Origin of the sequence: Chloroflexus sp., from assembly GCF_034434295.1 — a bacterium.
Taxonomy (GTDB): Bacteria; Chloroflexota; Chloroflexia; order Chloroflexales; family Chloroflexaceae; genus Chloroflexus.
Window position 1 is genome coordinate 1 of the sequence record NZ_DAOTZQ010000108.1, and the last position, 21077, is coordinate 21077.

At 55.7% G+C, this 21077-nt stretch carries 18 protein-coding genes and 1 pseudogene; 13 read left to right on the top strand and 6 right to left on the bottom strand.

Annotation, left to right across the window (positions count from 1 at the left end; translation table 11 throughout):
• Positions 1 to 212: hypothetical protein (locus tag VAE57_RS14900; protein ID WP_322822656.1), on the top strand; the 212-nt coding region annotated here is incomplete at its 5' end.
• A gap of 50 nt (positions 213 to 262) precedes the next feature.
• On the opposite strand, the gene fusA is transcribed toward VAE57_RS14900, so the two are convergent.
• The 3 genes from fusA to VAE57_RS14915 all read right to left on the bottom strand — a co-directional run bounded on the left by fusA (position 263) and on the right by VAE57_RS14915 (position 3590).
• Entirely contained in the window at positions 263 to 2374 is a 2112-nt protein-coding gene (fusA, locus tag VAE57_RS14905) for an elongation factor G (RefSeq protein ID WP_322822657.1), read from the bottom strand.
• Positions 2375 to 2773: 399 nt separating this feature from the next.
• Positions 2774 to 3235: a universal stress protein gene (locus VAE57_RS14910; RefSeq protein WP_322822658.1), complete on the bottom strand. Its 462-nt coding sequence runs from the start codon at positions 3233 to 3235 to the stop codon at positions 2774 to 2776.
• Between the two features lie 25 nt (positions 3236 to 3260).
• A complete protein-coding gene (locus VAE57_RS14915) occupies positions 3261 to 3590 on the bottom strand; it encodes a hypothetical protein (protein ID WP_015909276.1) in 330 nt (109 codons plus the stop codon).
• Positions 3591 to 3792: 202 nt separating this feature from the next.
• Between VAE57_RS14915 and mscL the strand changes: the two genes are divergently transcribed.
• The gene (mscL, locus tag VAE57_RS14920) at positions 3793 to 4212 is read left to right on the top strand and encodes a large conductance mechanosensitive channel protein MscL (protein WP_322822659.1); all 420 of its coding nucleotides are present in this window, start codon (positions 3793 to 3795) and stop codon (positions 4210 to 4212) included.
• A gap of 1083 nt (positions 4213 to 5295) precedes the next feature.
• Here mscL and VAE57_RS14925 read toward each other — a convergent pair.
• Both VAE57_RS14925 and VAE57_RS14930 read right to left on the bottom strand, forming a co-directional pair.
• On the bottom strand, positions 5296 to 6408 hold the full coding sequence (locus tag VAE57_RS14925; RefSeq protein ID WP_322822660.1) for an NDP-sugar synthase: 1113 nt from the start codon (positions 6406 to 6408) through the stop codon (positions 5296 to 5298).
• A 110-nt stretch (positions 6409 to 6518) separates the two neighbouring features.
• Positions 6519 to 7493, bottom strand: a complete 975-nt coding sequence (locus VAE57_RS14930) for a GDP-mannose 4,6-dehydratase (protein WP_322822661.1) — start codon at positions 7491 to 7493, stop codon at positions 6519 to 6521.
• Positions 7494 to 7735: 242 nt separating this feature from the next.
• Here VAE57_RS14930 and VAE57_RS14935 point away from each other — a divergent pair, with 242 nt between their 5' ends.
• The 11 genes from VAE57_RS14935 (at position 7736) to VAE57_RS14985 (ending at position 20627) form a co-directional block, all read left to right on the top strand.
• Positions 7736 to 8683, top strand: coding sequence for a MerR family transcriptional regulator (locus VAE57_RS14935; RefSeq protein ID WP_322822662.1), 948 nt, complete (start codon positions 7736 to 7738; stop codon positions 8681 to 8683).
• Between the two features lie 125 nt (positions 8684 to 8808).
• Positions 8809 to 9816 (top strand): phytoene/squalene synthase family protein, encoded by a 1008-nt coding sequence (locus tag VAE57_RS14940; protein WP_322822663.1) that lies wholly within the window; start codon positions 8809 to 8811, stop codon positions 9814 to 9816.
• A 99-nt stretch (positions 9817 to 9915) separates the two neighbouring features.
• A complete protein-coding gene (locus VAE57_RS14945; RefSeq protein ID WP_322822664.1) occupies positions 9916 to 10458 on the top strand; it encodes a DUF2085 domain-containing protein in 543 nt (180 codons plus the stop codon).
• 254 nt (positions 10459 to 10712) lie between these two features.
• Entirely contained in the window at positions 10713 to 11942 is a 1230-nt protein-coding gene (locus tag VAE57_RS14950; protein WP_322822665.1) for a S1C family serine protease, read from the top strand.
• Between the two features lie 97 nt (positions 11943 to 12039).
• Complete coding sequence (hisD, locus tag VAE57_RS14955; RefSeq protein ID WP_322822666.1) at positions 12040 to 13347, top strand: histidinol dehydrogenase; 1308 nt, start codon at positions 12040 to 12042, stop codon at positions 13345 to 13347.
• A 1-nt stretch (position 13348) separates the two neighbouring features.
• Positions 13349 to 13606, top strand: coding sequence for a YggT family protein (locus tag VAE57_RS14960; RefSeq protein WP_012258553.1), 258 nt, complete (start codon positions 13349 to 13351; stop codon positions 13604 to 13606).
• 174 nt (positions 13607 to 13780) lie between these two features.
• Entirely contained in the window at positions 13781 to 15454 is a 1674-nt protein-coding gene (locus tag VAE57_RS14965; protein ID WP_322822667.1) for a fused MFS/spermidine synthase, read from the top strand.
• 322 nt (positions 15455 to 15776) lie between these two features.
• Positions 15777 to 16283 (top strand): HNH endonuclease, encoded by a 507-nt coding sequence (locus VAE57_RS14970; RefSeq protein ID WP_012258555.1) that lies wholly within the window; start codon positions 15777 to 15779, stop codon positions 16281 to 16283.
• Positions 16270 to 16632 carry a YraN family protein gene (locus tag VAE57_RS14975; RefSeq protein WP_322822668.1) on the top strand — a complete coding sequence of 121 codons (363 nt, stop codon included), beginning with the start codon at positions 16270 to 16272 and terminating at the stop codon, positions 16630 to 16632. The genes VAE57_RS14970 and VAE57_RS14975 overlap by 14 nt, the downstream gene beginning before the upstream one ends.
• A 511-nt stretch (positions 16633 to 17143) precedes the next feature.
• Positions 17144 to 20146, top strand: a complete 3003-nt coding sequence (locus tag VAE57_RS14980; RefSeq protein ID WP_322822669.1) for a leucine--tRNA ligase — start codon at positions 17144 to 17146, stop codon at positions 20144 to 20146.
• Positions 20147 to 20201: 55 nt separating this feature from the next.
• Positions 20202 to 20627, top strand: coding sequence for a hypothetical protein (locus VAE57_RS14985; protein ID WP_322822670.1), 426 nt, complete (start codon positions 20202 to 20204; stop codon positions 20625 to 20627).
• Between the two features lie 170 nt (positions 20628 to 20797).
• On the opposite strand, the pseudogene VAE57_RS14990 reads toward VAE57_RS14985, so the two are convergent.
• Positions 20798 to 21070, bottom strand: a pseudogene (locus VAE57_RS14990) (Calx-beta domain-containing protein); the annotation flags it as partial.
• Positions 21071 to 21077: the final 7 nt, after the last annotated feature.

The following is a 21077-nucleotide window of genomic DNA, read 5'->3' on the forward strand; positions in this document are numbered from 1 at the left end:
CGCACCTCCAGGTGATCGTCTTCATATTTTGGCTTGACATAATCATCATCCGTTGTCAGCAGCAGGTGGGCTTTATTCCGTCACGCCAGGGCACAGGCTGGAAGTTGGGCTATGAAAGTATCACTCGACTAAAGGGTCAGGCGCGTGGTGTAGGTTCGTTGCGTTGTGTTGAACCGGAGGCCCGCTATCTGACCGTAGGCCCAATGCTGTAGGGGCGGGTTCCAAACCCGCCCCTCCATTAATCCCCTCGGACAGCACCATCTCAGTGGCTATGCGCCGCTTCCAGTTCTTTCTTGTGCGCTTCGACAATCTGGTTAACCAGATGCGGCGGCACCTCTTCGTAACCCGCGAAACTGATCGAGAAGCGGCCACGGCCCTGGGTCATCCCTCGTAAATCGGTTGCATAGCGTTGGATTTCAACCAGCGGAGCCTGCGCATGGATCACTGTCTTGCCGGTGCCGGTTGGCATCATCCCCTGTACCCGACCACGGCGTGTACTCATATCACTCATCACGTCGCCGGCAAACTGATCGGGAACAATAATCTCCATATTGTAGATCGGTTCGAGGATGATCACACCGGCCTTTTGCGCAGCCAGCCGGAACGCCTCTTTCGCAGCGGTCTTGAAGGCAATTTCCTTCGAGTCAACCGGATGTTCTTTCCCGTCGAAGACGGCAGCCCGCACATCGACGACCGGATTGCCCGAAATGATACCTTCTTCCATCGCCTCGCGAATGCCCTTTTCAATGGCCGGCATAAACCCGCGTGAGATCACACCACCCACAATCTCGTTTACGAACTCAAGCGAATCTTCACGGTTCGGATCGGGCGGGAGCGGCTCGACGCGCAGTGCGACATCGGCGAACTGACCGGCCCCACCGGTTTGTTTCTTGTGGCGGTACTGAGCGGTCGCAACACTACGGATTGTCTCGCGGTAGGGAATGCGGGGTAATTCGAGATCAATATTCACATCGAACTTGCGCTTCATCCGCTCGGCAATGATCTGGAGATGCGTTTCGCTCAGACCACTGAGCAGTGCCTCGCCGGTACGCTGATCGCGGGATACGTGGAGAGACGGATCCTCTTCGATCATCCTGGTGAGTGCAGAGCTGAGCTTGTCAAGATCAGAGCGGCTGCGTGGTTTGACCGTTGCAATGAAGGCTGGTGCCGGGAACTGGATGAGAGCAAGCGAGAGTGGTCGCGACGACAGGCAGAGGGTGTCGTTCGTTTGTGTATCACCGAGCTTCGTCAACAAACCAATATCGCCAGGCCCGACCGACTCAACCTCAATCTGCTCTTTGCCACGCACGATATACACGTGGGCGATGCGCTCTTCCTTACGAGTACGCGCATTCATGAGCATCATACCGGCCCGCACCTCACCCGAAAAGACGCGGAAATAGCTGAGCTTACCGTAGGTGTCGGAGACCGTCTTAAAGACCAGTGCCGCCAGCGGTTCGGTGCGATCTGGGCGCAGCTCAACCTCCTGGTCGGTGTTCAGATCGGTGGCAGTGGTCGTCTTACGGCCTGCGGAAGGAATTGAGTCAACGATTCCGTTAAGGAGTTGGGCAATCCCGACGACTTCGGTTGCCGAACCGCAGAACACCGGCACGATGGAACCATCGGCAATACCGGTGCGCAGACCGAGTAGCAATTCTTCGCGGGTCAGCGCATCTTCACCGCCTTCAAGATACCGTTCGATCAGGTGATCATTAGTTGCTGCAATTTTATCAATCAGCGCGGTGCGCCACTCGTGCATCAGATCATTGAGTTCCGCCGGCACATCGGCCTCAATGTAGCCGCCGTCGTGCTTCGGGCCGGTCAGCCAGGCTCGTTGTTGACGCAGCGAAATAATCCCTTTGAACTCTTTACCGGTGCCAATAGGAATCTGCATCGGAATAACAGCGGCATCGAGCAACTCACGGGCCTGCTCGATCACGCGGTAGAAATTCGCATTTTCGCGGTCGAGTTTGTTAATAAACAGAATACGCGGAATGCGCTGCTGAACTGCCATCTCCCAGAAGAGTTCGGTACCGACCTCAACACCGGCACTCGCATCAAGCACAAGCAATGCGCCATCGATGATGCGCATCGCTGCGGCAGCTTCACCGGCAAAATCAGCAGCACCGGGCACGTCGATCAAGTTGATCTTATCGCCGTTCCACTCTAGTGGCAGCACACTCAGCGAAATAGACATCCCGCGTCGGTGCTCGTCGGGGTCGTAGTCACTCATCGTAGACCCGTCCTCGACGCGCCCCATCCGCGGGATGGCGTGGGCGGTCATCAGCATTGCCTCGGCCAGCGTTGTCTTCCCGCTGCCGAGGTGACCGAATATGCCGATGTTGTGGATCCTTTCCGATTCGAACGCTCGCATAGCTGTCCTCCTTGACGCAAGCCCGCGCCCGTTGGGCGTGTGCTGGAAAGGAAAATAAATTTGTTAAGAACAGATTATCAGGGGTGTGAGGGTTGCGTCAATAGGGTAAGACGCAACACAACTTTTGCACAGGAAATTCAAAGCTGTTGAGCGACCAGAGGCATAAACCGGCATCGTTGCCGGTACCTGTCTGGTGTAGATAGTCGGCGCATATCTTCCGCAAAGGGATTGAGCAGCGAAGGGTAATCGCTGTTCCTAGAGGGCAGGTGTTATCCCTGCCCTCTCAGAATGAATGAACAGGTCATCAACGACTGGTTGGGATCAGAGCCGATTGTCGAGCGCCTGTACACCCCACCGGCACATCGGAAACAGCCACGTCATAGGCCGGTGGTACGGCGCTCACGACTTGTTATCATCGTGTCGCGGACGAATCACCAGTACCGGCGTGGGGGCAACCTGCACAACCTTCTGGGTCACACTACCAAACACCCAGCGACTCAGTCCACTGCGACCGTGGGTGGCGATGACAATGAGATCGACATTGTGGTTCTCGGCGTACTCGATAATCGCCTCGGCTGGTGGTAGTGCACTGATTTCGGTGTGTACCTGGTAACCCTCGCTCTGAAACTGTTTGGCAATGTGTTGCAGATAATCGAGCGCTTCCTGTTCCATCTGCGTGATGGCTTCAGTTGTTGTCGCCAGCATACCGCTGTAATCGACACTGGTGGTAAAAATGGGTGGTACCGCACGGAGTAATGTAATCTTCGTCGTACCTTCATTGGCGGCCAGGGCATGGACGTGCGGTAATACCTGCTCGGCAAGTTCCGAACCATCGAGGGGAACGAGAATGTGGTGATACATTGCAACCTCCTTGTTGCGTCATCCTTCACGGTCCAGGATCGTCAAGCGGCCGTGGATTCCAACGACGGTGACCTTCGATAACCTGTGCTAGACTGCCATCGGCATTGAGCAAGAGGCGTAGTGAGCGGCGGAGATCACAACTTGGCACAGTGCAGACCGAAGGATCGGCCATTTCATACGGACATTCTCCCACATTCTGGCAGCGTGCGACCGAGACGGCGTAGCGCGGGCTGCCAGGTGGTCCATCGAGTGTGCGCAGGATCAGTGGCGCATATTGCAGATCTGGTGCAATAGTGCGCAGATGAGCGCGAGCGCGAGCAATCATCGGATGAGGCGGTCGTTTTGGGCGTGCCATAGCGTGCTTATCTCCGACTTGAAACCCTCTGCCAACGGTGATACTATGTACACGTTATCACAAATTCGGTTACGTAGAGTGCAATAGCCCGCAACCAGGTGTGAAGATTCTTAGACTATTTCTCAATCTTCGACACCTCAATCTTTACTCATGAAATCAGTTGGTTGCATGTAGTGTTTTTGTGTTGTATGGGAGGGGGGCGATGCTCAAGGAGTTTCGCGAGTTTATTAGCCGTGGTAACGTGATTGATCTGGCGGTTGGCGTGATTATCGGGGCAGCGTTTACAGCGATCATCAATTCCCTGGTCAACGACATTATCAATCCGCTGATTGGCCTGCTGGTTGGTGGGCGGGCCGATTTCAGCAACTATTTTATTCCACTGGCCGGTCAAACTGCGACAACGTTAGCCGAAGCTCAGGCCGCCGGGCCGGTGCTGGCCTACGGTTCGTTCTTGACGGCTGTGATCAATTTTCTGTTGATCGCATTCGTGGTCTTCATGATTGTACGTACCGTCAATCGTATGCGGAGTAAGCCGGAGGTTCCGCCTCCGGCACCACCGGAACCAACGCCGAGCGAACGCCTGTTGGCCGAAATTCGTGATTTGTTGGCTCAGCGGGGGTGAATGGAGGTTGATCGCGTCATTCCCTGCCCTTTCACCTATGTATTACCCACAAGTCACACTGAAGCCGGTGTGATGCCGCATATCACATCGTCATGGATACGATGCATCATACGTTATGCACACCGTATGGTCAGGCGATCCACGGCATCCTGCTGTGTTAGGCCGGGCTGCAAGCGCTCCCCGTGGTGCGGGCTTTCAGCCCGCGTGCAGGCATCATTGCCACCGCCGTCAGGTGCTGGCCGTGGCTGCTGGTGTGCAGGCACGAACCTGGTGCAACCAAACGTCTACGTGCAGGGATCGCATGCATGCCTGACCGACTCGATGATCATCACGAGCACATCCAGCCCCCCGTGACCAGGATGGGTACCGGTGTGCCACGCGCCGGATCGTGAGCACGGCTGCTGCGGCAGCCATGCTGCCGCACTCCAAACCATGCGACACGTGCATGGACGAACGGGTAAGGTAACCTATCCAGCACGTGCTGGCATGGCTGGAGCAGCACCCCGCCACTGGGCCAGGATCCCGGTAAGTTGTCGTTGGTGCCTGACACGCAGTCATGCGTCTGGACGAAAGGTACACAATAGCACAGCGTGATGACGGACGTTCAAGCACTCTGCCCCACGCTCCAGCACGACGTCCGCCGCCATCACTCGTCTACAAGCAGGATGCGTTGCCTGATGTGATTGCCGCACGATTGCCGAGGAATAATCTTTCATACGCTACCCCCTCTTATGGCAATGTGAGTCCGTAAGGGCGGGTTCTGAACCCGCCCTTACGGGAACCCGCCCATTCGTATTCTGCAGGTGACACCCGCGGATCATCGCAGAGGGGATGGATAGTCGCGGTTCAGGGCATTTCCGGTTACAGGCAGTGATACTCTGCGTCGCTCAAGATTCTGATAAGTAGATTCGAGCCAGTTTCAGACAGTACTCCGGGATGTACGGAATCCCACGCAGCGCAGCAGATGCATCAGTAGGGGCGCACAGCCGTGCGCCCCTACGAGTGATAACAGAATAATCTTTCGCGGCGATTGCAATATCGTGCGGGAGAACGTTCGGTTCACTCTGCGGATCGGATAGCCTCTCAGAACGAAACTGCCCGGTCGCCCAGGGTGGTACCCGGCCAGATGCGGATGCCGCGTTCAAGCCGGTTTTCCTGACCAATCTGGCAATCGTCGCTAATGATAGTGCCGTCAATGATGTGGGAGCGCTCGCCAATTCGATTGTTGTACCCCAGCACACAGTTACGAAGTGTGCTGCCCTCTTCAATCGTATTTCCATCCCACATGACCACACCTTCGATCTGGCATTCAGGACCAATCGTGCAGCGCGAGCCGATGACGGTCGGGCCAATAATGCGTGTGCCGCGGCCAATGCGGGTGCCGTGACCGATAACTACCGGGCCAACAATCTGCGCACTAGAGTGAATCTCTGCTTCGCCTTCAAGCCAGACACGATCGCCAATCTGCTGACCCCGGAAGTGGTACTGCACCTTGCCGATCAAAATGTCGTGATGCACGTCGAGATAGGTCTGCGGCTTGCCAATATCCGTCCAGTAAGCACGTGATGGGAAACCATACATCGGATCGCCGGTCTGAAGTACCACCGGGAAGAGGCCGCGCTCGAACATGTAGAACTGATTCGGGGGCACGTAGCGGAATATCTCCGGTTCAATCAGATAAGTACCAGCATTGATCAGATTGGTCGTGATGTCTTCGGCGCGGGGCTTCTCAAGAAAACGGCGCACACGTCCATCGCGTTCGGTTTCGACCAGCCCAAACTGTGTTGGATCATCAACCGGCGTGAGCGAGATTGTCACCTTACTGCCACGCTCGCGGTGAAAATCGAGCATTGCCTGCAAGTCAAGGTCGGTCATCACATCGCCATTGAAGACAAACGTTGTGCCATCGAGGAGATGCTCGACATGCTTAACCGCGCCGGCTGTCCCGCGCGGTTCCGGCTCCTCGACGATGTGGACATTCATGCCCAGCCGTGAACCATCGCCGAGCGCAGTGCGGAAGCGGTCGGCCAGATATTGCACGGCCAGGATGACATCTCGAATGCCATAGTCGCGGAGACGCAGCAACATCCATTCGATGAATGGCTGATTAACCAGCGGCAACATTGGTTTGGGTGTCCGGCAGGTAAGCGGGCGCAGACGTGATCCCTGCCCACCAACAAGAATAACAGCTTTCATAGACAGTTCTACTTACTAAATGTACACAACTCTCCTGACAGATAGGCGTAGTATAACGCCATCAGACCACAAAAAGTTTACCGCAAACCGGGGTTTGGGTGACGATTTTCTCAGCCGGTGGTTGCTTGTACTTCTGCACGGACTCGTGTGCGCCAATAGTTCAAGATATCGTGCAGCGTCTCTACCAGCGTATAGCGCGGTTGCCAGCCGGTGCGGGCACGGAGCCGACTCGCATCACAGACGACCAGCGGAATATCAATCGGGCGCATCAATTCGGGATTGAGCCGCACTTCAACCGGTACAGTACATTCGGCTAACAGCATATCCAGCAGCTCGCGTATCATCACAGCCCGCCCCGATCCAACATTGTACACCTCGCCACTCTCGCCATGTTCGGCCAGTAACGCATACGCGGCAACAACGTCACGGACATCGGTGAAGTCGCGTTGCGCAGCCAGATTACCGACCTGCACAACCGGCGGTTGCAAACCCAATTCGATCCGGGCAATCTGACGGGCAAAGGCGGCAGTCACAAATCGTTCATTCTGGCGTGGCCCGATATGGGTGAAGGGTCGTACACGCACGACATCCAGACCATGGCTATAGTGGTATTGCAACGCCAGCAAACTTTGGGCGGCCTTGCTCACGCCATACGGACTGGTCGGACGCAAGGGTGTGTCTTCGTCAATCGGCAAATCCTCCGGGTCAATCTTCCCGTATTCCTCATTCGTGCCAATCACAATCACGCGGGTAGTCATGCGGTATTCAATCAACGTCAGAAAGATGTGCAAGGCACCCAACGTATTGGCGGCCAGCGTCCCCGCCGGGTCGCGAAATGACTCCGGTACGAATGGCTGGCCGGCAAGGTGAAAAATAACGTTTGGTCGTACCTGCACCAGGGCGCGCGTAGTGGCTTCGGCATCGGCCAGATCGGCCTGCACGATCTGCACGTTACCGATCAGTTCGGGGAGAACGAGCGAAGGAGAGCGGGATAATCCCCAAACCTCCCAGCCTCCATCGGCCAGAAGATATTCGGCGAGGTGACCGCCAACAAAACCGTTAATGCCTGTGATAAGTGCCCGCATGGTATTATTGATACCTTGTGTTCAGAAGTGTCTTGTTTGATTGTGCAATTTATTGACAGTGATTGTGCACCGTGTTACAATATTTGTAACATTGTACCATGCTTCACGGTTGCTCAATACAGCGCAAAATATCATTCCAATGTGCAATCGTTTCCGTGAGTGATAGTACAATAGGATTCAAGTGTAAAAACTATGCGCAATAGTCTCGTCTTTGCATAAGCGCTGGGAAGGGTCGCGGAATTATGGCACCGCAGCATTTTCTCTCCCAATTTTCAGACAAGCCACGCTACAACACTAAGGCTGTCGCACAGGAGACGGGCGTGCCTGCCGACACTTTCCGCGCCTGGGAACGCCGTTACGGTGTACCACGTCCACAGCGGACGGAAGGTGGTCATCGCCTGTATTCCGAGCGCGACATTGCAACGATTCGCTGGCTGCGTGATCGAACCGCCGAAGGACTGACGATCAGTCAGGCGATTGCCCTGATGATCGAGGGGAGCGACACCAGTCTTTCGTGGCTGAATACCGCAGTTGATACCGAGCCGCATACATGGGAACGTATGCAGGCACGCATGATCGCTGCCTTAACCGATTTTGATGCGACACGGGCCGAGCAAATTCTGGGTGAAGCATTTGCGCTCTATCCGCTGGAAGATGTCTTTTTGAAATTGATCCAGCCGGCGATGGTTGAAATCGGTGAGCAGTGGCATGCCGGACGGCTTTCGGTAACCGCAGAGCATTTTGCCACCCAGTTCATTCGACGCAAGTTATCGAGCCTGTTCAATACCTACAACGTTACTGAGGGGCGGGGGCTGGTTGTTGTGGGTTGCGCACCAAGCGAACAACACGATCTTGGTGCCCTGATGCTGGCCGTCTTTCTGGTGCGGCACGGCTGGCAGGTGATCTACCTCGGCCCGGAAGTGCCGGTAAAAGATCTTCTTGATGCGGTGCGGCATATCCAACCCGACCTGGTGTGTCTATCTGCTTCAACAACCGAAACAGCCACCCAGTTACTCGAAATCGGTCGGGCATTGCAACAGTTGCCACCGCCTACCCCTCTCTTCGGCTATGGTGGTCGTGCATTCAATTTGAATCCGGTGTTGACGCATAAAATGCCGGGCACATTTCTAGGGCGTGACGCACAGGAAGCAGTTGAGAACGTCGCATCACTCCTGAGTCGCAGTCGCTAATAGTGCAGGTAAACCGCTGGCATTATCACCGGGTACTGGCTGATAATGCGTAACTCAGTATTGCCTTTAAGCTCAATATTGCGTATAGTAAAAACAAGCGTAATATGTGACAAAAGGAGTGTGGTGTGTCGCTGAATTCACTCACGATCTTTTCGCGAGGTAATAGTTTGCCGGTGAATCAGGCGCTACCGGCTGAAGAGCAGCTTGCCCAACTCCTCCGTCTTAACGAACTTCCTGTCTCGCCTCACGCCGATGAATTGCCGCCACCGCCGGGCCGCACACTGGCCGAGGCTTATGCGATCTGCGAACAAATCATTCGTCGCCATTCCAAGAGCTTTTTCTTCAGCACCCAGTTTCTACCGCCAGCGCAGCGGCGAGCCGTGCGCACCTTATATGCCTTCTGTCGGACAACTGACGATACGGTTGACATGGCCGAGTCTGATCCGGCGCGTGCTCTGGCCGAATGGGTGCGCATTGCCCGCCGACCACGGTTTGACACCTCGCATCCGGTGTTGCTGGCCTGGGCCGATACTTGTCAGCGCTACAATCTTGCCCCGAATTTGATTGATGAGTTGCTGGCCGGTGTGGCGATGGATCTCACGATTTCGCGCTATACCACGTTTGCCGATCTCTGGCTTTACTGCTATCGGGTGGCTTCAGTAGTTGGATTGCTGGTGATCGGGATTACCGGCGCTGCACCCGGTGCTCAACCTTACGCGATCAAGCTCGGTGTCGCTTTGCAGCTCACTAATATTCTGCGCGATATTGGCGAAGATGCCGATCGTCAGCGTGTCTATCTGCCTGAAGATGAATTGGCACGGTTTGGTTTGACTGCCGATGATATTCTGGCCCGTGTGTACGACGAGCGATTTATCAGGTTGATGAAGTTCCAGATTGCACGTGCCCGGCAGTTGTACGCCGAGAGCTGGCCAGGTATTGCTCTGCTCCCACCAGAGGTGCGCCTGGCGATTGCCGCCGCGGCCCGGGTGTATAGTGGCATTCTGGATAAAATAGAACAAAACCAATACGACTCATATACTCGCCGGGCCTATGTGCCGTTGCGCGAGAAGATTGCGCGTTTGCCCGGTATCTGGTGGGATGTGCGTGGTTTGACGAAGAAGTTGTCGCGGTGATGGTGTGCTGTTCTGTTCGTGAACGCACTGGGTTTTTGGTACAATGAGTTCAGGATTGCTCGCCAGGTTCAACCCTGATACACCGAAACGGACAGTGCTATGTCATCTTACGCTCTCACCAGGCCCCACTCACAACGCTCGTGGTCGCCGTTGGTTTTTGATCTAATGCTGTGGGTCCTCTTTTTAGGTCCGATAGCTTCGCCACTGTTACGGGCGACAGGCTTACCCCTCGTCGGCGAGACGGGCGCTCTGGCCCGTGATCTGCTGGCTACGTATATCTGCCCGACTCCAGAACGCTCGTTGTGGTTGCTGGGATGGCCGATGGCGGTCTGCGCCCGTTGCTGGGGTGCCACCATTGGCCTCTGGCTGGGCCGCCTGGCTAGCGGTGACCGTGCTCCTGCGTTATTGCGTCGGTATCGTTCTCTGCACTGGTCGTGGCGCTTGTTGCTGTCTGCACTGCCTTTTCTGCTCTGGCCGCTTGAAATTGTCGGACATTACAGCAGCTGGTGGTTTGCACCGCTTTGGCTGTTGTTGGTGAATGGGATACAGGCTGGTTTCGCTGCCGGCATCTTTTTCGCTTCAGTCTGGCCTGGCTTGTGGCCGGCTGCCCGTACAGGCGAGAGTGTGCCATCGCTGCAATAATTCCATTCCACACGCGGATACATCGAGAAGTGTTGATTTGGCCTATTCTCTTCTGTGCTCGCCGTGTCTCTGTGGTTTTATCACACCACAGAGATTTTTTATTCCGCCTGTACCCCTTCGACAGGGGCGGGATGGGGAAATTGTGAGGTTGATCTGTCTCATACCCACTGCGAGCAGTAGTTTCCTGGTATGATGAGAGTAGTAATACTGATCTACTTGCTGTTTTTTTGTGCTACATCAACGAGGATACTGTTATGCACCGGCTTTTCATTGTGTTTGCCATTTTCGTCGTGGCGGGTTGTACCTCTGCAAATGCGCCGCGTCCACAACTGAACGAGGTGCCGACGCCGGTCAGCCAGTTGCCGCCACCGACAGCAACAATTGGTCCGTCGCCAACAACGCTACCTCCGCTGGCGACGGCAAGTGTTTTGGCTGAACCTGCGGTCAGCACGTCTGGGTTGAATGAGATTGAGCAGCAATTGATCGCACTCTACCGGCGCGCTCATCTGGCGGTGGTTAGCCTCGATGTGGTTGTGGATCAGAGTGCGAATCTACCACCAGGGCATCCACCGGTATCGCCCGATGGCCTGATTGGTCAAGGGTCTGGCTTTCTCTATGATAGGCAGGGCCATGTAGTCACCAACCACCACGTAGTAGCCGGTGCAACGAACATTCAGGTACGGTTTGCCAATGGTGCGACGGTGCTGGCAGATCTGGTCGGTAGCGATCCCGATAGTGATCTGGCTGTGATCAGGTTAACCAATCTGCCGGAGGGCCTGGAACCACTGCCACTTGGTGACAGTGGCACGTTGCAAGTGGGTCAGACTGCCGTTGCGATTGGGAGTCCATTCGGCGAACAGAATACACTCACCGTTGGCGTGATTAGTGGTCTGGGGCGCACGTTGCGCGCACCGGCGCGTAGTTTTGGCAGTTTCAGTATTCCTAACGTGATTCAGACCGATGCCGCAATCAATCCGGGCAATTCGGGTGGGCCACTGTTGAATTTGCGTGGTGAGGTGATCGGGGTCAACACAGCGATTGCCGTCAGCCTGGGTGGGCGTGATTTCGAGGGGGTGGGTTATGCGGTGCCGGCGAGTACCGTGGTGCGGGTGGTGCCGGCGTTGATCAGCCAGGGCCGTTACGATCATCCATGGCTGGGGATCAGTATGACGACGGTCGATACCCTGTTTGCGCAACGGTTTGGGTTGTCGATTGATCGGGGCGTGTTGATCGGCGCGGTGCAGCCGGGTAGCCCCGCAGCAGTAGCTGGATTGCGTGGTGGTACGACCTCTGCCACGTACCGTGGATTACCGGTGCAGATCGGAGGTGATGTGATCATCGCCTGCAACGACGAAGCGGTCTTCTCAGGTGACCAGCTCGTTGGAATTATTGATCGGTTTCAGGTTGGTGATCAGGTTACGCTAACGATCTGGCGGGATAACGAGTCGGTGACCGTCCCGGTGACGCTGGTGGCGCGTCCGTAGTTGCCAGGATGCGGTAGAATGACGGTAAGGATTGGCTTCAGAGCTGCATGACAATCCTTGTGATGGGGCAGCCAGTAGAGTGTGAGAGTGATATAGCATGACGATCCCTATCATCCGCGACATCGATACTGCCCGTGCCGGTATTTTGCAGCGTATGCCACTCGATGACGATGCCGCGACGACTACCGCTGTTGCCGGGATTATTGCTGCCGTGCGCCGGCGGGGCGATGCCGCATTACGCGAGTATACGCAACGCTTCGATGGAGTTGATCGGGAAACGCTTGAAATTCCACGTGAGCGGTGGGCTGCGGCGGCAGCCGATCTTGATCCGGCATTACGTCAGGCCCTCTTGCTGGCAATCGGCGAGATTCGGCGTTTTCATGAACGGCAACTGCGCAACTCCTGGGTTGAATTTAGCGTCGAAGGAGCACTGGGGCAGTTAGTGCGGCCCCTGGATCGAGTTGGGCTTTACGTTCCCGGTGGTGCAGCCCCGCTTCCGTCTTCGTTGATCCATGCTGCGGTACCGGCACGTGTCGCCGGGGTACGCGAGATCGTCGTCTGCTCGCCACCGCAACGCTCGACCGGTGAACCAGCCGCGGTTGTGATGGCAGCAGCGCATCTGGCCGGGGTTGATCGCCTGTTTGCGGTTGGTGGCGCACAGGCAATTGCCGCGCTGGCCTATGGCACCGAGAGTATCCCACGGGTAGAGACGATAGCTGGGCCAGGGAATCGGTATGTCATTCAAGCGATGCGCCTTGTGTACGGCACAGTGGGAATCGTCAGTCTGCCAGGGCCGACCGAGACCCTGATCATCGCCGATCACACTGCCAGCCCGCAGGCGGTTGCGGCTGATCTGCTGGCACAGGCCGAACATGTCGAGGCAAGTGCCATTTTATTGACCCCTGATCCGGTGCTAGCCGAACAGGTGCAGGTTGAAGTTGAACGACAGCTTGCCATGCTGCCGCCACCAAATGCACAGGCTGCCCGTGATGCAGTGACCCGGCGTGGTGGTATCGTGATTGTGCCCGATCTGGCAACAGCCTTCACGCTGGCCAACGACTATGGGCCAGAGCATCTCTGCCTGTTGGTCGCCGATCCGTGGTCGTATGTCGGAATAGTGCGTAACGCCGGTGGTATTTTCCTGGGCGAAGAGTCGTTTGAAGTACTGGGTGATTATGTTGCCGGGCCATCACACATCATGCCAACCGAGGGTACGGCGCGCTACGCTTCACCGGTCAACGTTGATAGTTTTCGTAAGATCATCTCGCTGGTTGGCTTGAATCGGAATGGTCTCAATCGGATTGGGCCAGCAGCGATGCGGTTAGCAGGAGCAGAGGGGCTTGTTGCGCATGCTGCTGCCGTCAAAGTTCGCTTCGAGTCGGCAGATACCGATGGGAGGGAGTAGTATGTCAGGCTTTCTGGTTAGTTTTGTCAGTATTCTCTTCACTGTCCTGTTTTATGCCATTTTGGGACGTGTGCTGGCGTCGTGGATCGATCCACAGGGTAATTTTCCGGCCACCCGGTTTCTGCACGAAATTACGGAACCGATTCTAGGGCCTATTCGCAGTGTAATGCCTAACTTTGGGATGTTTGATTTTTCGCCGATTATTGCCATGCTGCTCCTCCAGCTTCTTGAGCGGCTTATCATCAGTGCAATTCGGTGACAGGTATCTGCCGGTAATGATTATTGAACGCATGACGAACACTTACGAGTGGTACATGCGATAGTTGAATCTACTTCCCCGGTATTCATTATCTGATTGACATAATAAAATAACGGCAGGTTCCCTGTAGGATGAGAGCAAAGGTGTATTCGTCGGACATTGTGGACGTAATGCATGACTCAGGAAACGTTACCCTCGCACGAGGCTTCAACAGTAGATGATAGGCTGCTCTTAACCGTCGTGTTTCTCGCCGGCATTGGCACGCTCGGTATCGAGATGGTGATGCCGCGCATGCTGGCACCCTTCTTCGGCACTTCACAACCAATTTGGGCAGTAGTCATCGGGATGACCCTGGTCTACCTGGCGATAGGCTATCGCCTGGGTGGTGCGTTGGCCGACCGTCGTCCAGACTGGCGGTTGTTGTTTCAACTCATTGGGTGGGCCGGGCTGAGTTGCGCAATCATTCCCTTCATTGCCCGTCCAATCCTTGGGCTGGCCCAGGGCGCACTACGGAACGTCGCTGCCGGTGGATTCCTGGCAGCTTTGATCGGCGTGATCATTCTCTTTGCAGTGCCGGTCATTCTGATGGCGATGGTTGGCCCTTTTGCGATCCGGTTGCAGTTGCGGCAGGCCGACGATGTTGAACATGCTGGACGGACAGCCGGTACCATCTCGGCGCTTTCGACGATTGGCTCTATTGCCGGTACCTTCCTGACGGTACTGGTGCTGATTCCGGCGATTGGTGTCACTAACACCCTCTTTCTCTTTGCCGGCTTTTTGGTAGTCTTGAGTTTGATCGGTTTACGCGATCCGCGACGCTTGTTTCTGGTGTTGACGGTTATCCTGCTAGCCGGAGCGTATCAGCTCAGCACCGGTGCTATCAAAGCTGCTGATTGTCGTAATTGCCGGTTGGTCGCCGAATTCGAGTCTGATTACAACTATATTCAGGTTGCCGAGCAGGAAGTAACCTACAGCGACGGCGTGGTTGATCGGCGGCGGGTCTTGATCCTCAACGAAGGACTGGCGTTACATTCCATCTACCGGCTCAAATACCGCGAAACGGGTGATCCGCTCGATCTCCTCACCGATGGTGGGCCGTGGGATTACTTCAGCGTTGCACCATACCTCTACCCCAATACCCGGCCAGAGGATGTGCGGTCACTGGCGTTGCTCGGCGCCGCTGCGGGGAGCATTGCCCAGCAATTTCTGGCTATCTACGGCCCTGATACCATCATTGATGCAGTAGAGATTGATCGAAAAATCAGCGACGTAGGCAGGCGCTACTTCGACATGGCTGATGGTACAGTGCAGGCGCCCTACTTCACAACGTACAACGAAGATGCGCGCTACTGGCTGGCAACCACCGACCGCCAATACGACGTGATTGGGATGGATGCCTACCACCAGCCATACATTCCATTCCATCTCACCACCGTCGAATTTTTTCGTGAAGTCAAAGCGAAACTCACCCCGCGTGGTGTTGCGGTCGTGAACGCCGGCAGACCAGCGAGCGGTGATGACCGGCTGGTCAATGCGCTGGCTTCCACCATGATCGCTGTCTTCCCGCAGGTGTATATTATCGACACCCGCTTCAGTAACGCGATCCTGATCGGGGTGAATCAACCGGTTGGCGACGGGGTGATCAACTTTATCGAAAATGCCACCCAGATCGACGAGCCGGCGCTGCAACTGGTGATGTACTGGTCATTGTACGAAGGGCGCTTCGGGCCACTACGTGAATTCACGCCAGCGATGGCGCAATTCCAACCCTTCACCGACGATCACGCACCGGTTGAACAACTGATTGATGGTTTAATTTTCAGTGAGGTAGGGAGAATAGATCGGTAATGGGTTGACAAAGTAGCGAAATATATGTTACTTTTATATCGGTTACTCAGATTGTTTTATGGGAAAGCTATATTCTATGGCGCATTCGCCGTTACAACACCGTAGATTGTACCGTCCGGCACCGTCTGGACAGGTCGCCTGTTACTGTGCCAGCCGTCATCGCGGGCAGCGCAGTATGGGCGGTGATAGTGCGGCGTTGCAAGCCATAAGGGCTGTTTCTTCCGCAAACCGCATCAGGCCGCTCTAGCACGGGGCCAGGACGCCCCCGGGCAAGAGCCTTTGTTATGGTGATAACATCGGTTCATGTTAAGGGGGTTGTATCTTGGCACAGCGAGTTCTCGTTCTCAACGCAAGTTACGAGCCACTGCAACTGATTTCAGTGCGCCGTGCGCTTATCCTCCTCCTGCAAGAAAAGGCTGAGCTTGTCGAAGCTGCCATGCAGCAGTTGCGGGCACAATCCGTAACCTACAGTGTGCCGCTGGTTATTCGGTTGGTGCGCTACATTCGGATTCCACGCCAGCTCAGGCTACCCTGTTCGCGGCGGGCAGTATTTGCCCGCGATCGTGAGACCTGTCAGTATTGTGGGCAGCAACCCGGACGGAATAATCTCACAATGGATCACGTTATCCCACGTTCGCAAGGTGGTCAGACCACCTGGGAGAATGTGGTGACGGCGTGTCGTGATTGTAACCACCGTAAGGGTGGTCGTACTCCTGAACAGGCCAACATGGTGTTGCTCTCGACGCCGCGCCAGCCGCAGTATCTGGCGTTTGCCTTGCTCGGCGAGCTGGAACGGCACGACGTCTGGCGAAAGTATGCCTACACCTAAGCGTCGGTTGGGCGATGTTGGTGAACAGGCGGCAGCAGCGTATTTGGAACGATGCGGATACACGATTATCGCTCGTAACTGGCGCTGCCGTGATGGTGAGATCGATCTGGTTGCCCGTGACGACGACCAGATCGTTTTTGTTGAGGTTCGTACCCGTCACGATCAGCACGCCTTGGAGACGATTACGCCGGCAAAACAGCAACGGCTGGTTGCGCTGGCGTATCACTATCTTTCAGCGCACGATCTCCCTGCCACAACCCGCTGGCGGATCGACGTGATCGCGCTTATCGCTCGAGCTGGGCGAATTGTTGATTACGATCACGTGATTGCCGCTGTGGGTGAGGATTAGCGGTCTGTGTGACCAGCAGGGTAACCGGAGCGACACGTGCCCGGCGTTGCGTTCGGTGGATGCGGTAGCGTGGCTGGCGACGCCATACTGCGCCAACCGGCTTGACAGATGTTTACATGCGGCAGCGTGGCTGGCGCAGCAGCCGTGCTCACGATCCGACGCGAGTTACGCCGTTGATTCTGCTAGATACGAGGAGGCATTGTGTGCTCGTCACGATCAGTCGGTCAGGAATGAATTGAGATAGCTTCCAGGAGATGTTTTTTGACATAAGTTCTGCTCATCCCTCTGTGCCCTCTTTGCCTCTGTGGTGCATCCGCCCGGCAATCACTTTTTTGCGCCAAATCTTCAGATGATGCTATAATGCAACCAATATCTGCACGCTCTAATGATCGAAAACATGTAGCGGAAGGAGGTGAGCATATGGCAGACCCCAGCCTTGATGACCTTTGTCGCCATCAGCATTTGTGTTTGTGCCGTCTTCATTTGCTCACCTCTGGAGGTATCATACCGTATGAGCGACGTCAAAGTAGAAAAAACTCCGATTGAACGCTACGACCCTGCCGCCATTGAGTCCAAATGGCAGAACCGTTGGGCTGCCGACCAACTGTACCGCACACCATCAATTGATCCCGCCAAACCAAAGTATTATGTGCTTGATTTCTACCCCTATCCCAGTGGCGATGGGCTGAGTGTTGGACACTGCCGTAATTACGTCCCAACCGACGTCGTCGCACGCTATTATCGCATGCGCGGCTACAACGTCTTGCATCCGATGGGGTGGGATGCCTTTGGCCTGCCAACCGAAAATGCTGCGATTAAGACCAAAACCAATCCGGCAGTATTGACTCGTCGCTACAGCGCCAACTACAAACGTCAGATGAATATGCTCGGCCTCAGTTACGACTGGGACCGTGAGATTACGTCTTCCGAACCCGATTACTATCACTGGACACAGTGGATTTTCCTGCGCCTTTACCACTCGTGGTACGACCGGCGGGTTGATAAGGCACGTCCCATCCACGAGCTGGAAGCTGAACTGGCCGAATATGGCACCAGCCGTCTTGATCTGCCACTCACCGAACCCCAGGTTACCGCAGAAGAATGGCGCCAGGCCACACCCCTGCAACGGCAAGAGATTCTGCGCCGTTTTCGGTTGGCCTATCGCAGCGAAGCCGTTGTGAACTGGGACCCGGTGGATAAGACCGTGCTGGCCAACGAAGAGGTCTTGCCCGATGGGACGGCATGGCGGAGCGGCGCCAAAGTTGAGCGCAAGGTGCTCAAACAATGGTTTTTCCGCATTACGGCTTACGCCGACCGTCTGGATCGCGATCTGAACACAGTCGACTGGCCGGCGAAGATCGTCACCATGCAGCGCAACTGGATCGGACGCTCGCGAGGTGCTGAGGTCGTCTTCCACACCGAAGCTGGCGATCCCATCATCGTGTTCACGACTCGTCCTGATACACTGTGGGGCGCCACCTTTATGGTACTCTCGCCCGAACATCCGCTAGTCGCGAAGCTGACGACGGATGCGCAGCGTGAACAGGTCGAAGCGTATATTGCACAGGCTCGTAATCGCCCCACAACGACGGCGGTTGCTGAAGAGAAGGAAAAAACCGGTGTCTGGACGGGTAGCTACGCGATCAATCCGGTAAACGGGGTTCGCATTCCGATCTGGATTGCCGATTACGTATTGATGGGGTACGGAACCGGCGCCATTATGGCGGTACCGGCCCACGACGAGCGCGACTTCGCCTTTGCGCTCACGTATGGGCTACCGATTATTCCGGTTATCGCCCGTTCCGATCAGGTAGCACGTTCACTGGTGCGCACCGGCACCACAACTGATGATACGGCGGCGGCATTGCAGGCCGCGGGCTTCACCGTCACCCCGCAAGATAATGGCGACCTGCTGGTTGAATTGACCGCTGATCGCGCTGCGGAGTATGCCGCGCTGATTCAGCCCCGCTTGCGTTCAGGTTGGACCGAGGTGGCCGGATCGGGCTGGCTCTTCATCTTCCCCGATGAAGTCATCGCTCTTGAATCGATAGCCGCCGATGAGCGCATTACAGCACGGTTGCGCGAGGGAACTGGTAATCCCCATCTGCCAACGGCAATGGCCTATCTGCACAGTATCGACGCCTACCGCGATCTCGTGTATCACGACGAGTATGGCGTACCGATTCACTCCGGCCCAATTAACGGCGTACCGGCAGATCAGGCGGTAGAGCGGACCATCGCCTACCTCGAACAACAACGCATCGGCAAAGGCCGTACCAACTACAAGATGCGAGACTGGCTGATCAGCCGCCAGCGCTACTGGGGCACACCCATCCCGATCATTCATCGTGAAGATGGGCTTGAAATTGCGCTGGATGATCAGGATTTGCCGCTCACGCTACCAAACGTCGAGAGCTACGAGCCAACCGCTACTGGTGAGTCACCACTGGCGCTGATCGACGAATGGGTCAACGTCACCTTCCCCGATGGCAGCCGTGGCCGCCGGGAGACGGATACAATGGGTACGTTTGCCTGTTCGTCGTGGTACTTCCTGCGCTTTGCCGACAACCACAACGATCAGGCCCTGGCCAGCCCGGAAGCGCTCAATTACTGGTTGCCGGTTGATATGTACGTCGGCGGTGCAGAACACGCTGTCATGCACCTGCTCTACGCCCGTTTCTGGACGAAGGTGCTCTACGATCTTGGTGTGGTGAACTTCTTTGAACCATTTACCCGCCTGCGCAATCAGGGTCTAATCCTGGCCCCACCACGCGAGGTGAACGGCGAGATCGTGATCGAAAAGATGTCGAAGTCGAAGGGCAACGTGATTACACCCGACGAGGTAGTTGCCGAACACGGTGCAGACGCTCTGCGCGGCTACGAAGCCTTCATTTCAGACTTCGAGCTTTCGGTGCCCTGGAGCACCGACGGCGTACCCGGCGTAAAACGGTGGCTCGACCGGGTCTGGCGTATTGTGCTCTTTCCAACGGCTGAACGAGGTCAAAGCAATGTGGTCATGAACGAACGACAACTGCGGCGCGTGACCCATCAGACCATTCAGCGCGTAGAAAACGATATTCTGAACTTCAAGTTCAATACGATGGTTGCGGCACTGATGGAATTCACCAATACCCTCTATCGCGCCCGTGATGCCGGTTTGGCCGGAACACCGGCCTGGCAAGAGGCGATTGAGACGTTGCTGCTGCTGATGGCACCGATCACACCGCATATCAGCGAGGAACTGTGGGCACGCCTCGGCAAACCCTACAGTATCCACCGGCAACGATGGCCGGTTGCCGACCCGGCAGTCGCTGCTGAGGAAGAGGTCGAGATTGTGGTGCAAGTGAATGGCAAAGTGCGTGGAAAATTGACCGTACCGGTCGATCTCGATGAAGCGCAACTCCGTGAGCTAGCACTGAATAATGAACGGATACAGCAGTTTATTAATAGCAAACCGATCCAAAACGTGATCGTTGTTCCCAGGCGCCTGGTAAATATTGTCGTTGGCGCATAGGTTACAGAATATAGAGGAGAGCCGCTGCCCGGCAACGGCTCTCCCTGATCTGGATATGAATCTGCCACCAATCCTGACTCACCGCGTCGTTCGCGCCTACCTCGTCATTGCGCTCGGTGCACTACTGTTTTGGTTGCGTCGTGTCTTCCTCCCGACCTTTTTTGAGCTACAGGGGGTCATGTTTGATATTGCCGTACCCTCAGCACTCAACAGTTGCTATAACCGTCCGGCCCTGGCAACCTGTAGCGATGCCGTGATCGTCGTTCTAACCGTCTTCGGGGTCGTAGCCGCGGTTGGGTGGGGAAACCTGGCAATGACCGTCTTTGCACTTATCCTGGCAATTCCACCCCTTGCCCTCTATTTTGCACTCAGCCCCATCTGGCCACCGCTGATTGCGCTGGCTTTCATTCCCATCGCACTCGAACTCGGTCTCTGGTTTCTCTTTTCCCGCCAATCCGATACCCCCAACAACAGCGATTGATCACCAGCGCGTTCCTGGTTATATGCAATGTCGCCTGCGAATGTGCCGGCGCGATACCTCACTCGCTGCGCATACAATGGCTGCTGGCTCTTGCCGCCACTGTTCGGTGTGTCGTCATCTATAATCGTGCCAATGGCCGATTCTGTTCCAATAAAACCGCCACTCACTGCTTCTAATACCACCAGAAGCGTTTCGTTCGGCTCAGGAATGTCATCGCCAATAACGACAACGATAATTGATGGCTTCTGATCATCGCGTGGAATGACCAGCTCGGCCGGTGTTGTTGCCTGATAGTCCTGACCGGGTGTCGCCGAAATTGGTTCAATGCGATAACGCACCCGCACATCGCGCTCGCGATTGGTGCTGCTAAGCAATAGTGGAAACTCTAATTGCGTTGTCGTTCCTGAAATACCTTCATCTACGACGGCTGGGCCAACACTCACGACGACC

Bases quoted from the DNA above. Each gene is read 5' to 3' on its own strand.
- VAE57_RS14915 (WP_015909276.1), bottom strand. From the start codon at position 3,590: ATGGCACGCCCAAAACGACCGCCTCATCCGATGATTGCTCGCGCTCGC.
- VAE57_RS14975 (WP_322822668.1), top strand. From the start codon at position 16,270: ATGCCTACACCTAAGCGTCGGTTGGGCGATGTTGGTGAACAGGCGGCA.
- VAE57_RS14910 (WP_322822658.1), bottom strand. From the start codon at position 3,235: ATGTATCACCACATTCTCGTTCCCCTCGATGGTTCGGAACTTGCCGAG.
- mscL (WP_322822659.1), top strand. From the start codon at position 3,793: ATGCTCAAGGAGTTTCGCGAGTTTATTAGCCGTGGTAACGTGATTGAT.
- VAE57_RS14945 (WP_322822664.1), top strand. From the start codon at position 9,916: ATGTCATCTTACGCTCTCACCAGGCCCCACTCACAACGCTCGTGGTCG.
- hisD (WP_322822666.1), top strand. From the start codon at position 12,040: ATGACGATCCCTATCATCCGCGACATCGATACTGCCCGTGCCGGTATT.
- VAE57_RS14965 (WP_322822667.1), top strand. From the start codon at position 13,781: ATGACTCAGGAAACGTTACCCTCGCACGAGGCTTCAACAGTAGATGAT.
- VAE57_RS14950 (WP_322822665.1), top strand. From the start codon at position 10,713: ATGCACCGGCTTTTCATTGTGTTTGCCATTTTCGTCGTGGCGGGTTGT.
- VAE57_RS14930 (WP_322822661.1), bottom strand. From the start codon at position 7,493: ATGCGGGCACTTATCACAGGCATTAACGGTTTTGTTGGCGGTCACCTC.
- VAE57_RS14935 (WP_322822662.1), top strand. From the start codon at position 7,736: ATGGCACCGCAGCATTTTCTCTCCCAATTTTCAGACAAGCCACGCTAC.
- VAE57_RS14985 (WP_322822670.1), top strand. From the start codon at position 20,202: ATGAATCTGCCACCAATCCTGACTCACCGCGTCGTTCGCGCCTACCTC.
- fusA (WP_322822657.1), bottom strand. From the start codon at position 2,374: ATGCGAGCGTTCGAATCGGAAAGGATCCACAACATCGGCATATTCGGT.
- VAE57_RS14980 (WP_322822669.1), top strand. From the start codon at position 17,144: ATGAGCGACGTCAAAGTAGAAAAAACTCCGATTGAACGCTACGACCCT.
- VAE57_RS14960 (WP_012258553.1), top strand. From the start codon at position 13,349: ATGTCAGGCTTTCTGGTTAGTTTTGTCAGTATTCTCTTCACTGTCCTG.
- VAE57_RS14925 (WP_322822660.1), bottom strand. From the start codon at position 6,408: ATGAAAGCTGTTATTCTTGTTGGTGGGCAGGGATCACGTCTGCGCCCG.